General features: G+C 35.1%; 15 protein-coding genes and 2 riboswitches. Of the genes, 10 read left to right on the plus strand and 5 right to left on the minus strand.

From position 1 onward, the window contains the following. From pstA to glcK, 8 genes are all read left to right on the plus strand, one after another. A complete protein-coding gene (gene pstA, locus B5P42_RS11280) occupies positions 1 to 867 on the plus strand; it encodes a phosphate ABC transporter permease PstA (RefSeq protein ID WP_113734211.1) in 867 nt (288 codons plus the stop codon). A 28-nt stretch (positions 868 to 895) separates the two neighbouring features. After that, positions 896 to 1,711 carry a phosphate ABC transporter ATP-binding protein gene (pstB, locus tag B5P42_RS11285; RefSeq protein WP_088034255.1) on the plus strand — a complete coding sequence of 272 codons (816 nt, stop codon included), beginning with the start codon at positions 896 to 898 and terminating at the stop codon, positions 1,709 to 1,711. A gap of 172 nt (positions 1,712 to 1,883) precedes the next feature. Further along, positions 1,884 to 2,540 (plus strand): phosphate signaling complex protein PhoU, encoded by a 657-nt coding sequence (gene phoU, locus B5P42_RS11290; RefSeq protein WP_113734212.1) that lies wholly within the window; start codon positions 1,884 to 1,886, stop codon positions 2,538 to 2,540. Between the two features lie 345 nt (positions 2,541 to 2,885). Next, the gene (locus B5P42_RS11295) at positions 2,886 to 5,240 is read left to right on the plus strand and encodes a sugar phosphate nucleotidyltransferase (protein ID WP_113734213.1); all 2,355 of its coding nucleotides are present in this window, start codon (positions 2,886 to 2,888) and stop codon (positions 5,238 to 5,240) included. Between the two features lie 70 nt (positions 5,241 to 5,310). Further along, complete coding sequence (rpmG, locus tag B5P42_RS11300; protein WP_001265616.1) at positions 5,311 to 5,460, plus strand: 50S ribosomal protein L33; 150 nt, start codon at positions 5,311 to 5,313, stop codon at positions 5,458 to 5,460. 105 nt (positions 5,461 to 5,565) lie between these two features. Continuing rightward, positions 5,566 to 6,144 carry a 5-formyltetrahydrofolate cyclo-ligase gene (locus B5P42_RS11305; protein WP_113734214.1) on the plus strand — a complete coding sequence of 193 codons (579 nt, stop codon included), beginning with the start codon at positions 5,566 to 5,568 and terminating at the stop codon, positions 6,142 to 6,144. Positions 6,145 to 6,248: 104 nt separating this feature from the next. After that, positions 6,249 to 6,449 (plus strand): YqgQ family protein, encoded by a 201-nt coding sequence (locus tag B5P42_RS11310; RefSeq protein WP_002015140.1) that lies wholly within the window; start codon positions 6,249 to 6,251, stop codon positions 6,447 to 6,449. Between the two features lie 19 nt (positions 6,450 to 6,468). Continuing rightward, positions 6,469 to 7,452 carry a glucokinase gene (gene glcK / locus B5P42_RS11315; RefSeq protein ID WP_002088641.1) on the plus strand — a complete coding sequence of 328 codons (984 nt, stop codon included), beginning with the start codon at positions 6,469 to 6,471 and terminating at the stop codon, positions 7,450 to 7,452. 80 nt (positions 7,453 to 7,532) lie between these two features. On the opposite strand, the gene B5P42_RS11320 is transcribed toward glcK, so the two are convergent. Next, positions 7,533 to 7,706, minus strand: coding sequence for a DUF2759 domain-containing protein (locus B5P42_RS11320; protein ID WP_002015138.1), 174 nt, complete (start codon positions 7,704 to 7,706; stop codon positions 7,533 to 7,535). Between the two features lie 170 nt (positions 7,707 to 7,876). Here B5P42_RS11320 and B5P42_RS11325 point away from each other — a divergent pair, with 170 nt between their 5' ends. After that, a complete protein-coding gene (locus B5P42_RS11325) occupies positions 7,877 to 8,506 on the plus strand; it encodes an MBL fold metallo-hydrolase (RefSeq protein ID WP_113734215.1) in 630 nt (209 codons plus the stop codon). Positions 8,507 to 8,515: 9 nt separating this feature from the next. Next, on the plus strand, positions 8,516 to 9,628 hold the full coding sequence (locus tag B5P42_RS11330; RefSeq protein WP_113734216.1) for a class I SAM-dependent methyltransferase: 1,113 nt from the start codon (positions 8,516 to 8,518) through the stop codon (positions 9,626 to 9,628). Between the two features lie 151 nt (positions 9,629 to 9,779). Here the strand turns inward: B5P42_RS11330 and B5P42_RS11335 are convergent, their stop codons facing one another. The 4 genes from B5P42_RS11335 to metI all read right to left on the minus strand — a co-directional run bounded on the left by B5P42_RS11335 (position 9,780) and on the right by metI (position 13,462). Beyond that, on the minus strand, positions 9,780 to 10,070 hold the full coding sequence (locus B5P42_RS11335) for an ArsR/SmtB family transcription factor (RefSeq protein WP_000894375.1): 291 nt from the start codon (positions 10,068 to 10,070) through the stop codon (positions 9,780 to 9,782). A 436-nt stretch (positions 10,071 to 10,506) separates the two neighbouring features. After that, positions 10,507 to 11,019: a cysteine hydrolase family protein gene (locus B5P42_RS11340; protein ID WP_113734217.1), complete on the minus strand. Its 513-nt coding sequence runs from the start codon at positions 11,017 to 11,019 to the stop codon at positions 10,507 to 10,509. 170 nt (positions 11,020 to 11,189) lie between these two features. Then, on the minus strand, positions 11,190 to 12,353 hold the full coding sequence (metC, locus tag B5P42_RS11345) for a cystathionine beta-lyase (RefSeq protein ID WP_113734218.1): 1,164 nt from the start codon (positions 12,351 to 12,353) through the stop codon (positions 11,190 to 11,192). Beyond that, on the minus strand, positions 12,350 to 13,462 hold the full coding sequence (gene metI, locus B5P42_RS11350) for a cystathionine gamma-synthase/O-acetylhomoserine thiolyase (RefSeq protein WP_016120810.1): 1,113 nt from the start codon (positions 13,460 to 13,462) through the stop codon (positions 12,350 to 12,352). Before metI ends, metC begins: the two co-directional genes overlap by 4 nt. An 89-nt stretch (positions 13,463 to 13,551) precedes the next feature. After that, a riboswitch (SAM riboswitch) is annotated at positions 13,552 to 13,665 on the minus strand. Positions 13,666 to 13,867: 202 nt separating this feature from the next. Further along, positions 13,868 to 13,977: riboswitch (SAM riboswitch) on the plus strand. Positions 13,978 to 14,007 lie beyond the last annotated feature (30 nt).

A 14,007-nucleotide genomic window follows, 5' to 3' on the forward strand; every position in this document is an offset into this window, starting at 1 on the left:
ATGCGAATGTTAAACCATAAAAAAATACAAGAAAATATGGCATCGCGTTTTTTAAAGGATCGGATTTACAAGTGTTTGTTTTATATAGCAATTTTGTTTTCAGTAGTAATACTTTTTATATTGCTTTTTCAAATTTTTGAAAAAGGTATAAGTTATCTTTCAATAGATTTCTTTACAAACTTCGCCTCACGTAATCCGAAAGAAGCTGGGATTGTCGCTGCTTTGTCAGGAACAATACTATTTATGAGCATTGTTATACCGGTCTCTTTTATATTTGGAGTCGGAACAGCTCTTTATTTAGAGCATTATGCGAAGGAGTCCGTTTTTAAAAAGTTAATTGAATTAAATAATCAAACATTAGCAGGGGTACCTTCCGTTGTGTTTGGTTTACTCGGATTAACTATTTTCGTATACGCTCTCCATTTAGGAGAGAGCATAATGGCAGCGGCACTGACGATGAGTTTACTCGTCTTACCAACTGTTGTTGTAGCTAGTCAAGAAGCGATTAGAACTGTGCCGAGCTCATTACTAGAGGCTTCTTACGGATTAGGTGCTACGAAATGGCAAACGATGTATCAAATTGTATTGCCAGTCGCTTTGCCAGGGATTGTAACGGGATGTACGTTAGCGGTATCGAGAGCAATTGGTGAGGCAGCACCATTATTAGTTATTGGGGCCCTTGCCTTTGCAAATTATGTTCCGTTCAGTATGTTTGATAGATTTACGGTTTTACCAATTCAAATTTTTAATTGGATGAGTAGACCACAAGAAGAATTTCAGTATGTAGCAGCAGCTGGGATGATTGTTTTGCTAGGATTGTTGCTCTTTATAAATATATTTGTCTTATGGGTACGAAATCGAAAATAAGTTGGAAGTGGATGAAAGGGGAATTCAAATGGTAGCAACAGTAGTAAATGTACAGGTGAAAAATGAGAAAAAGATTGAGACAGCACCAAAAAAAATAGTATTTGATACGAAAAATTTAAATTTATGGTACGGAGAAGACCATGCTTTAAAAGATATCAACTTAAGTATTCATGAGAATGAAGTAACAGCGATTATCGGTCCAAGTGGTTGTGGTAAATCAACGTACTTAAAAACACTAAATCGTATGGTAGAGTTAGTGCCTATCGTTCGAACTACGGGCGTTATCGAATATAGAGAACGAAACATATTCGAAAAGTCATATCCGGTTGAAGAATTGCGTACGCATGTGGGAATGGTGTTCCAAAAGCCAAATCCATTCCCAAAATCTATTTATGAAAATGTAGCATATGGCCCGAAAATCCATGGTGTTCGTGACAAAAAAACACTTGATGAAATCGTTGAGAAAAGCTTACGCGGAGCAGCTATTTGGGATGAGTTAAAAGATCGTTTGCACGATAATGCATACGGTTTATCTGGTGGACAGCAACAGCGCCTATGTATTGCACGCTGCTTAGCGATTGAGCCAGACGTAATTTTAATGGATGAACCAACATCGGCGCTAGATCCAATTTCAACATCAAAAGTAGAAGAATTAATTCAGGAGTTAAAGAAAGATTTTAGTATTGTTATCGTAACGCACAACATGCAACAAGCAGCACGAATTTCAGATAAAACTGCTTTCTTCTTAAGTGGAGAAGTTGTGGAATATACAGATACGAACAAATTATTTACAACACCTGCAGATAAGCGTACAGAAGACTACATTACAGGACGATTTGGTTGATATCGCTAGCAAGGCTAAGAGTAAATGCCCTCTTAACAGAGGACATTTCTCATTTTCACCTCATTTTAAATAGGGGAGTAATATTTCTCTTTTCTTAAGGCTTAATAAACATACAAGAGGCTGGGTAGGGGATTTATATAAAAGGGCACATAATATTGAGGGGGAAGAAACAATGGTAAGAGAACAGTTTCAATGTGATTTAAAAACGTTACAGCAAAAGGTGATCGAGCTTGGTGAGCTAGCAAGTGGAGCTTTATTGATTGCTATGGAAGGTCTTCACAACAGGGATGTAGAGAAAGCGTTAGAAGTCATTGATGGGGATTATCGCATGGATAATTTAGAAGAGGAAATAAATGACCTTGCGCTTATGCTTATTACAAAGCAGCAGCCTGTAGCAAGTGATTTAAGAAGAATTTTCATTTCAATTAAAACAGCGACAGATTTAGAACGTATTGCAGACCATGCTGTTAATATTGCGAAATCAACAATTCGTCTTGGTGAAAAAGAAGTGGTTGTTAGTTTGCATAATCTTGAGGAAATGTTTGAGATTGCTCATAAGATGTTAAATTTAGCATTAGAAGCATATGAGCAAGAAAATTTAACTTTTGCTAAACAAATTGCTGAAATGGATGATTCAGTTGATGAAATTTATGGGAAGGCGATTCGTGAATTTATTTCATCTATCCCTGGACAACCAGAAGCGATTACACAAATTACACAACTATCCTTTGTTGTAAGATATATTGAGCGTGTAGCAGACCATGTTACAAATATTGCCGAGAATGTATTTTATGTAGTAAAAGGAAAGCATTATTTATTGAATGAGTAGGGGGAAAAGTAGGTGATGAGAAATCACCTGCTTTTTTTAGTCAAAACATGACAAAAAAAGCTCGTTGTTTCCTTTAGTCTATGATGATAAGATGTATCATAATTAATGGGAAAATAAGTACATATATGTTAGTTACGTCTTATTAATTATTTTACCAAGTTAATGGTAAGCGCTTTCTTTTTGATGGGAGTTAAAAGGTACATTTATTTATAAAGTGAGGCTTTAATTAGTGGGGCTGTCTCTCGCTGATTGTTAGATCATACCAAACCGGACTTTTACTGCAGTTAATGTGGGGTAAATGATATACGGAGTTCTTGAACATTATATAAGTGGAGGCTGAAGTATATGAAGGGGGTTATTTTAGCTGGAGGAAAAGGGAGACGCCTTAGACCATTAACATGTAATACTCCAAAACCGATGTTACCATTGTTAGAAAAACCAGTTCTTGAATATAATATTGAATTATTACGTCAGCATGGTATTCGTGAAATTGCAATTACAGTTCAATATATGAGTACTGCCATTAAGCAATACTTTGGTGATGGTAGTAAGTGGGGAGTTAACTTGTATTATTTTGAAGATTCTCCTCCGCTTGGAACAGCAGGGAGTATTAAGCAAGCGGAAAGTTTTTTAGATGAAACATTTGTTGTTATTAGTGGGGATGCACTAACTGACTTTCAATTATCAGAAGGAATTGCATTTCATGAACAGAAGAAGAGAATGGTAACGATGTTTGTGAAAGAAGTAGAAAACCCACTTTCATTTGGGTTAGTTGTAATGAATAAAGAACAAGAAATTATACGATATATAGAAAAGCCGAGCTGGAATGAGGTAGTTTCTAATATTGTGAATACAGGTATTTATATAATGGAGCCAGAAATCTTTTCTTACATACCATCCATGGAATTTTCGGATTTCAGTCATGATGTGTTTCCGTTATTGGCAAATAAAAATGCTTTATTTGCATATTTATCAGAAGACTATTGGCTAGATATTGGTACATTTGATCAATATCGGCAAGCTCAATTCGATTTGTTGACGAAAAAATTGAAGGTGCCTATTCCATATACAGAAGTATTACCAATGGTGTGGATGGGAGAAGGTGTAACGATAGGAAAAGGGACGAAAATTCATGGTCCTTCTTTTATTGGGGAAGGAGCAATGATTGGTGCAGGGGCTGTAATTGAACCGTACTCTATTATAGGGAAAAATAGTATCGTTTCAAGTTATTCTCATCTTCAAAAAAGCATCATTTTTGCAAACTCTCATATAGGGAAAAATTGTGAGTTGTTAGAAACAACAATAGGAGATCATACAATGGTCGAAGATGATGTTACACTTTTTCAAAAAAGTATTGTAGCGGATCATTGTCATATAGGGAAAAGTACAGTAATTAAGCAAAAAGGAAAAATATGGCCATATAAGGAGATAGATAGTCATTCGATAGTAGGTTCTGCCGGTGTTAAAGAGAGTGAAAAGAGTGCAGGATGGTTACAAAAAAGCCGGATTGTAGGAAGGGGTAATGTTGAAATTACTCCTCAATTTATTGTGAAAGTTGCAATGGCTTATGGATCTCTTTTTGCCAAAGGAGAGAGTATATTGATTGGAAGTCAGGAAAATATAGAAACAACTTCCTTTAAAAATTTATTCCTCCATGCCATTCATGGCAGCGGGATTCATACGATGGAATGTAAAGAAATGAATGAGTCGCTTTTTCAGTATGCCATTCATAATTTGCAATGTGCAGGTGGAGTTTTCGTTCAAGTGGAAAGCGAAAGAGGGATTGTTATACAACTGTATGGCAAGGAGGGCTCGTTTTTAACGTATAAGCAGCAAAAAGCGATAGAACAAGTATATATGTCTGAGTCGTTTTATTACGCTTCTGAGAAAGAAATGGGGCAAAATAAGCTAGTTCACGTTTCTGTAAATAATTATGTAGAAGCTGTGTTAGAGCGTATTGATATTGAGACGATACAAAAACAGAAGTTTCATCTTCTTATTAATAAGAGAAATGATATGTTACAACATTTACTTATGATCTTTCTACAAAGGCTTGGATGCACAGTTACATGGATTTACGCGAGTGAACAAAAAGATCATGTGAAAGCTCTGATGAAATCGAGTAAAGCAAATATGGCGCTTATGTTTTCTGAACACGGAAATCGCTTCGAATTATATGACACTCACAGTAATATTTACCAAGGAACTGATTTTGAAGAAGTAGATATTCCAGATTTATTACTCGAATCAGCAGATAATGTTTACCCAATGTCTTTGAAATTAGGGGAATGTTATCTCCTCTTTTATATGCATAATGAAAAAAACTTTTTTCAATTAAGATGGAAACGAGATATTTTATATCGAATTGGAAAATTATTCGAATTAATAGCGTTGCAAGGAAAAACATTACTTAGCATAGCAGAGCAATCACCGCCACTGTATCTACTTTGTGATGAAGTTGTATGTTCATGGAAGGAAAAAGGGAAAGTAATGAGGAAATTATTGGCCGATATGGAAAGAAAAGAAGAAGGTATATTTGAAGGGATACAGTTCAAATATACCGAAAAAGAGTGGTCTTATATCGTTTCTGATACAAAACAACCAAAAATTTTGGTGTATTCACATGCTAGAAACCCAGTAATAGCAAGGGAAAACATGAAAAATCTTATAGAAAAAATTAGACAATATCAAAAGGTGTAGAATTTTTATTTTAAAAGTGGTATTATAGTATAGTCTGATTTAAGTTATTAGTGACTGGAGGGAAATAAGAATGCGTGTGAATATTACTCTAGCATGTACAGAATGCGGAGATCGTAACTATATCTCAAAGAAAAATAAACGTAACAACGCTGAGCGTATCGAGCTTAAAAAGTATTGCAAGCGTGACAAGAAGTCTACGTTACACCGTGAAACAAAGTAAGCAGTAGGAATATTTTCCTACTGTTTCTTTTTTTTATGCGATTCCTACGTAAAAGTGATACACTATCTTCGTAGAGTAAAGTGTCACTGCAAGGAGGAAAAGTGTGTGAAAGAAGAGAAAATACGTTTACGCAAACAAATAATAGAACACATGAATTCTTTATCTGAAGAACAGTATACAACTTTATCGGAACAAATTGCAGTTTCGGTGTATGGACAAAAAGAGTGGGTTGAAGCTAAAACAATTGGAATCACTCTCTCGATGGAGCATGAAGTGAATACATATCCGATTATCGAAAAAGCTTGGGAAGAAGGAAAGAAAATTGTTGTTCCGAAGTGTAATAAAGGGACAAGAACGATGTCTTTTCGACAAATTAGTAATTTAAATCAATTAGAAACAGTATATATGAATTTATGTGAACCGATTCCAGCACTTACGGAAGAAGTGAATGCGTGTGAAATTGATCTTCTTATCGTGCCAGGAGTAGCTTATACACGCCGAGGAGAACGGATTGGATATGGCGGTGGCTACTATGATCGTTATCTCGTGCACTATAAAGGGAAAACGCTATCATTAGCTTATGATTTTCAAATTGTAAAACATATTCCGGTAGAGCCATTTGATAAAAATGTAGAAAAAATTATTACAGAAAAAGGAACAATGGTTATAAATGGGCTTGTATAGACAAATAAAAATTGACGAGACTTTTTCTTCTTGATTATAATAAAATATGTGAACGTTTTCTTATTATAATTTTTTTATAGTAAGTGAGCATAAAGGGTGATGAAATGATATCCATTTATGATATTCAGCAATTGCTAAAGAAATTTGGCACGATTATTTATACGGGTGATCGAATCGCTGATTTACAATTAATGCAAGATGAATTGCGTGAATTAAATCAATCACAGCTAATCGATCCACAAGACTATCAAACAGCTTTATTTTTGTTGAAGCAAGAAATTCAAAAAGAGATAAATAAGAAATAGATAAAGGTAGGTACGTAACATGGAAGAGAAATGGTTAGTTGGTGTTGACCTTGGTGGTACAACGATTAAATTAGCATTTATTAATGTGTACGGTGAAATTTTACATAAGTGGGAAATCCCTACGAATACAAATGAACAAGGAAAACATATTACACTTGATGTAGCGAAAGCTATTGATAAAAAGTTAGAAGAATTAGGTGAATTAAAAAGTAAGCTAATTGGTATTGGTATGGGAGCTCCTGGTCCTGTACATGTGGCATCTGGAATGATTTATGAAGCGGTTAATTTAGGATGGAAAAACTATCCGTTAAAAGATTTACTAGAAGTAGAAACGGGATTACCTGTTGTTATTGATAATGATGCAAACTTAGCGGCGCTTGGTGAAATGTGGAAAGGTGCTGGTGAAGGAGCAAAAGATTTAATTTGTATGACACTTGGCACTGGTGTTGGTGGTGGTGTTATCGCCAATGGTGAGATTGTACATGGTATAAGCGGTGCTGCTGGTGAGATTGGACATATTACAGTTGTTACAGAGAACGCTTTTCCATGTAATTGCGGGAAGTCGGGTTGTTTAGAAACGGTAGCCTCTGCAACAGGTATTGTACGTGTTGCTATGCAACAAATACAAGAGACAGATAAAGAAAGTGTTTTACGTTCTATGTTAGCAGAAGAAGGGCTTATTACATCAAAAGATGTGTTTGAAGCGCTTGGACAAGGTGATGAACTAGCAGGTGAAGTAGTGGAAAAAGTAGCTTCTTATTTAGGATTAGCTGTAGCGAACCTTGCTAGTACGTTGAACCCAGAGAAAATCGTAATTGGTGGTGGCGTATCTAAAGCTGGAGATTCACTATTAGAGCCAATTCAACGTTATTTCGAGCAATATGCTTTCTCTCGTGCTGTAAAGAGTACGAAGTTAGCAATTGCAATACTTGGTAATGATGCAGGTGTAATTGGAGGAGCGTGGCTTGTAAAAAAGCACAAATACGAGGCGAAGATGATATAAGTTGTGAATAATGAAAAGAGGAAGGGGCCCCCTTCCTCTTTTTATGCAAGATCTTGTTGGAGAATAAAAATGTAAATGGATTAAGCTGTTGGTGGGTACCCATTATATAGAACAGTCATGATTGTAAACCATCCGAAAACAAGTACGGTTGCAATAGCGAAGCCGCCCGCGAATAAGTTTTTTTCGCGAAGTGTTCTAAGCGTAGCAAATACAGCTAACAGAGTGACTAGCGTAAAAATAATAACAAGGCCCATACAATATCCTCCTCTGTCTACTCATTCCTTAGAATGAGTTTTTAGAATATTTACTCTTTTATATTGTACATGTTTTAAAAATGATTGTCGAGATGACACGCCTTCTTTTCCTAAGAGAAAGAAATGTTGTATCATTAAAAGTAAATTAAATAACTGGAGGAGATTTTCATATGAAATGGATACAAATGCCTTTAGGCCCATTACAAACAAATGCTTATATTTTAACGAATGATCAAAATGAGTGTATTATTTTTGATCCTGGTCATGAAGGAGAGAAACTTGTTACATATTTACAGGAAGCGCAGTTAAAGCCACTTGCGGTTTTATTAACACATGCTCATTTCGATCATATCGGTGCTGTTGATGCGGTGAGAGACGCTTTTCATATTCCTGTATACGTACATAAAGAAGAAGCGGATTGGTTAGGCGATGCAACTGTGAATGGCTCGCAAATTTTTATGATGAACCGCAGTATTACAACAAAACCAGCAGATCATATTATTGACGAAGAGGGTACATTAACGATTGGTTCTTTTAGTTTTGAAATTTTTGAGACACCAGGACATTCTCCAGGAAGTATTTCTTTTTATAGTAAAGAAGCGAATGCTGTATTTTCTGGAGATGTATTGTTCCAAATGAGTATTGGAAGAACGGATTTACCTGGTGGAAGTTTTGCTGAATTAATTGGAAGTATTGAAGAGAAATTATTTGTATTACCAGATGAAACAGCGGTGCTATGTGGACACGGTCCAGAAACAAGCATTGGTTTTGAAAAAGAAAATAATCCATTTTTACAATAAGGAGTCATTATGGGGATGGAGCTCAATTTAAGAGAATGGATGGGAAAAGAAAAGGATCATTCGATTTCATATAGTACGTATATGAACCTCGTATTATATGCAGAGGAACATGGGTATTATATGAGAGAACGTGAAAAAATTGGAAGACAGGGAGATTTTTTTACGAGTAGCAATGTATCTTCTGTATTTGCGAAGACTTTTGCTAAGTTTTTTATTCGGCTTGTTGAAAAGGGAGAAGTTTCTCCAAATATTTGTGAGATTGGTGGGGGAACAGGAAAGTTTGCCTATGATGTTTTACAAGAATGGAAACAATTATCTCCGGAAACCTTTATCAATTTAAACTATTCAATTATTGACGTGAGCCCTTTTCATAGAAGGCTACAACAGGAGAGGCTTTGCTTATTTGATAATGTGTCGTATTATACATCTTATATTGAAATGGGAGAGTCTTTCGAAGGAACTATTTTTTCGAATGAATTATTTGATGCGTTTCCTGTTGAGATAGTTGAGAAAAGAAATGGAATTTTGTATGAAGTACGTATCACGTATACAGATGAAGGAAACCTTACAGAAGTATTTAGACCGATAGAGAAAAGAGTCGGTCGTTACTTATTGAAATATAACATTCATATTGCTGAGGGACAGCGCTTTGAAGTGCCTATTGCAATGGAAGAGTATATAGAAGAGATTGCGAAATGGTTTCAGAAAGGTATATGTATTACAGTTGATTATGGATATACAAAAGAAGAATGGATGCATCCTGCACATCGTGAAGGAAGTTTAAGAGGATATTATAAGCACAAGCTAATTCGTAATCCTCTTGCATATCCAGGAGAAATGGATCTTACTACGCATGTTCATTGGGATGAGTTGAAGATGAATTTTGAGCTACAAGGAATTAATACGATATGGCATAGGAAGCAATCAGAGTTTTTGTTAGCAGCAGGAATATTAGATCAGCTTGCTAGCCATCAAGATACCAACCCTTTTTCTGAAACTCAAAAACTAAATAGAGCTATTCGCTCTATGATTTTGAACGGAGGATTAGGTAATGCTTTCGATGTTGTTATACACACAAAAGATATGAAGAATTTACTTTTGAATCAATATTTAACAATATGAAAAAAAACAAGACACAGTATTTTCTGTGTCTTGTTTTTTAATACGACTTTTAATTATGTAGCATTATATATTTTCTCTCATGATATATATTTATATTAAAGATATGAGATGAAAAATATAGAATACACTCTTTTTCTCTGTCTATAGGTCCCTAACCTAATAATACGCGAACGAGTTGAATAATTGTTTCGTTTTCTACTTTGTAGTAAATTTCCAATCCTTTTCTTTCACTAGAAACGATTTTAGCACTTTTTAACTTTGCTAAATGCTGTGAAATTGTAGATTGTGGCATGTTTAAGCCTGTGTACATTGTAGAAACGTTGCTTGGGCCACGTTCAATTAATCCCTTTACAATACATAAGCGAACAGGATGAGCAAGCACTTTCAATAATTCTGCATTGCTTTCATATAGTTCTATTTCTTTTTGAAAGGTTTCTAACATGTTCTTTTCCACCTCCGTGTGAGCTGTTATACCATACTATACATACCAAAAAATCAAAGAAAAGAAAACAGTTGTTGCAGAAAAAAAGTCCTAAAGTAAAGAAATTGTAAGAAAAGAGACCCTGATGTAAATAAAATAGATAAATTTGCACAGTTTTGTAAAATGACATTTTTGAGTGAAAATTTTGATGCGTTTCAAAAATTGAAAGATATAGATATATTCGTAACACAATTTTATCATGATTTTCTTATTCTTTCAAATGAATATACAAAATTTTTAAAATAATATGACAAAGGAATTATAATGTTATATATAGAATATATAACAGGTTAAAAGAAAAGAAGCTGATTATGATCAGCTTCTTTATAATGGTGATAATGAAATATTTGAATGTGGCTGATAAATCTTAGAATGATCAAGTTATTAGTCATTTATTCTAGAGTTCATCTTGTATCAATTTTAAAAATCTGTGATTCCATATATTTTCATAAAAATTAATTGTCTCTTTTGCGGACATAAATGGATTATTTAACGTAGAGGTTGTTTTCTGTACCATGAAGTTTTCGTATCCTAGTCCATGGGCAAATTTAATCGTAGCATCCATACAGTACTCTGTTTGGGCACCACAAAATTCAATATGATGTACAGATAATTGATCTAAAATTTCTTTTAAGTTTGTTTTATAAAATGAATTTGCATGTGTTTTTCTTACAAAAAAATCTTGTTCTTGAACATCTAGATCGGTATGAATAGCCCAAAGTTCTTTTTCGGGTACCAAATCATCATCACAATGTTGAACAAAAATGATTGGTTTATTTGATTTTCTGTATGAAGAAATTCTTTTATTTACTTTTGTAAGTAAATTTTGTAAATCGAATAAATGCTCTTCGCTATAACATACCCCATTTTGTAAATCGATAACGATTAAAATATCTGCACAAGTATCCATTATTTTTACCCCTTTTTATTTCTTAATATATCAATTAATCCATTACTTGGAAATAGATAATGCGTTTTTATTTTTTTATGGACTATAACAGAAAGAGAAACATTAAAATGAATATGCTAGACAGCATAAAAAGAAGATATAAAAACTTAATTTCATATCTTCTTTTCTCTCTATGCATTAATAGGTTCTTCGACATAAGATAGAGCATTTTCGAAATCAGATATTAAATCGTTAACATTTTCAAGGCCAACCGATAAACGGAGTAATGAATTGGAAATCCCTCTTTCATCACGTGCTTCCTGTGATAAAGCTGCATGTGACATTTTTGCTGGATATGAAAGAATAGATTCAACAGCTCCTAGACTAACCGCAAAAACGGGTAGTTTAACTTTTGATAAAAATTGGCGCAGTGCATCTTCGGATTGTAAGGTGAAAGATAAAACAGCCCCAGCTGATGTTGCTTGAGTTTGTTGAATACTATAGCCAAGATGTGATTGTAATCCAGGGTAATAGACATTTTGAACTTTAGAGTGCTCTTGTAAAAAATGTGCGATTTTGTTGGCACCTGCAGCTGAATGTTCGAGACGTACATGCAATGTTTTAATGCCGCGAAGCACGAGAGAACAATCTTGCGGTCCTAAAATAGCACCAAAAGCGTTTTGTAGAAAGCCGAGCTTTTGAGCGAGTTCTTCATCTTTTACGACAGCTAATCCGGCGGTGACATCGCTATGACCAGCAATAAACTTTGTAGCGCTATGAAGAACGACATCAGCGCCAAGATCAAGCGGTTTTTGAAATAGTGGTGTCAAAAATGTATTATCAACAAAAGTAAGAGCACCAATAGATTTTGCAAGATTAGAAACAGCACGAATATCTGTCACTTTTAAAAGTGGGTTAGAAGGTGTTTCTACATAAAAGAGCTTCGTATTTGGTTTTATGTTTTCTTTTACTTCTTCCACATTGGTCATATCAACAAATGTATGTGAAACACCATAACGGGAGAGAACTTCAGTAACAATTCGATAAGTACCTCCATATACATCTTCTGAAATAAGAACATGGTCACCTTGTGAAAGAAGGAGAAATGCAGTAGAAATGGCTGCAATGCCTGATGCAAAGGCAAATCCTTTTGTCCCGCCTTCTAATAAAGCAATGATATCTTCAAGAGCTTCACGTGTTGGATTTCCAGATCTACTATAGTCATACTTTCCGAAAGCATCTACATCAAACTGATGGAATGTTGATGTGTTATAGATGGGAACGTTAACAGCTCCTGTGTGTGAGTCATGCTTGTATTGATTATGCAGTAAAAGCGTATCTATGGAATAACTCATATTCTTACACCTTCTTTTACAAGTTTAATTGCTTGCTTTAAGTCTCGAATTAAGTCGTTGCTATTTTCGATGCCGACTGAAAAACGGAGAAGACGATTACACACACCACGTGCTGTTCGAACATCTTCTGGAATATCGGCATGAGTTTGCGTTGCTGGATAAGTCATTAAACTTTCGACACCGCCAAGACTTTCAGCAAATGTAATTAAGGATAAAGATTGTAAGAAAGGATTAATCCAAGTTTCATCTTGAAGGCGAAATGAAATCATACCACCTCTTCCTGGATAAAATACATCTGTCACACCATCTTCATCATTTAAATAAGCAACAATTGCATGAGCGTTTTCTTCATGCTGTTTCATGCGAAGTGCTAAAGTCTTCATGCCTCGAATTAATAGCCATGAATCAAACGGGCTTAAGACAGCACCAGAGGCATTATGATAATGAGCAAGCTCCTCGCAAAGAGATTTCCCTTTCGCAACGACAAGTCCGCTTAGTACATCGTTATGACCGCCTAAATATTTAGTTGCGCTATGAAGGACGATGTTTGCACCTTCTGTTAATGGTTGCTGTATATAAGGTGTATAGAACGTGTTATCTACAATAAGAAGTAGTCCGTGCCTTTTCGCTACACTTGCTACACTTACGATATCAGTTACTTGCATTAATGGATTAGTCGGTGTTTCTATGAAAATAGCCTTCGTTTGAGATGTGATTGCTTGCTCAATTTGTTTAATAGATTGTGTATCTACGTATCTACATCGAATATTCCACTTGTCTTCATGTTCGGAAAATAGACGATATGTTCCCCCGTATAAGTCTTCAGATACGATAAGCTCATCTCCGGAACGGAATAGTGAAAGGACAAGGAGAACAGCCGCCATTCCTGAACTACAGGCATACCCTTGCTCACCGCTTTCTAAGTCTGCAATTGCCTGTTCTAAAAGGCCGCGAGTCGGATTTCCAGTTCTTGAATAGTCAAATCCAGTAGATTTACCAATTCCTTCGTGACGATAAGCAGTTGAGAAATAAACAGGTGGATTAACCGTTCCTGTTGTAGTTTCGCTACGGTTCCCGATTTGTGCTAGTTTTGTTTCGATTGTTGACATGTGAAAATTCCCCCTTTTTAAAGTGAACGACTAAGTGAAAATAAAAAAAGCCTTCTAAGAAGAAGGCTTTCGGATTGAATAGAGTCTTCTTCTCATCTGTCAAATCTTTCACAATTTGCTGGAATTAGCACCTTATTAACGAATGAATGTTAATGGTTGCTGAGGCGTCAAAGGGCCAGTCCCTCTACCTCTCTAGATAAGAATGTTCGTATGAAATTTTATTATGGTTTTAACTTTACAACAAAAGATAATTGAATTGCAACTTTATTTTAAATAATTTTTATTTTTCCGCAAGTGTCATTGACTTTTATTTTAGTGCGTGCTAAATTTATAAAAAATTAACAAACATTGTTAAAAGGGGAACGTATTTCCTTTTAGCTACATAAATAAAATAATAAAGACAAACTCTTATTGAGAGCGGTGGAGGGAAAGGCCCTGTGAAACCCGGCAACCTTCAAACTAAATGTTTGAAACGGTGCTAAAACCTGCAAAACGTGTGTTTTGCATAATAAGAGGAGGAACAATTATGTCCCCCTCTTCAAAGT

The sequence above is a fragment of the Bacillus sp. SRB_331 genome (assembly GCF_003264175.1).
Taxonomy (GTDB): Bacteria; Bacillota; Bacilli; order Bacillales; family Bacillaceae_G; genus Bacillus_A; species Bacillus_A mycoides.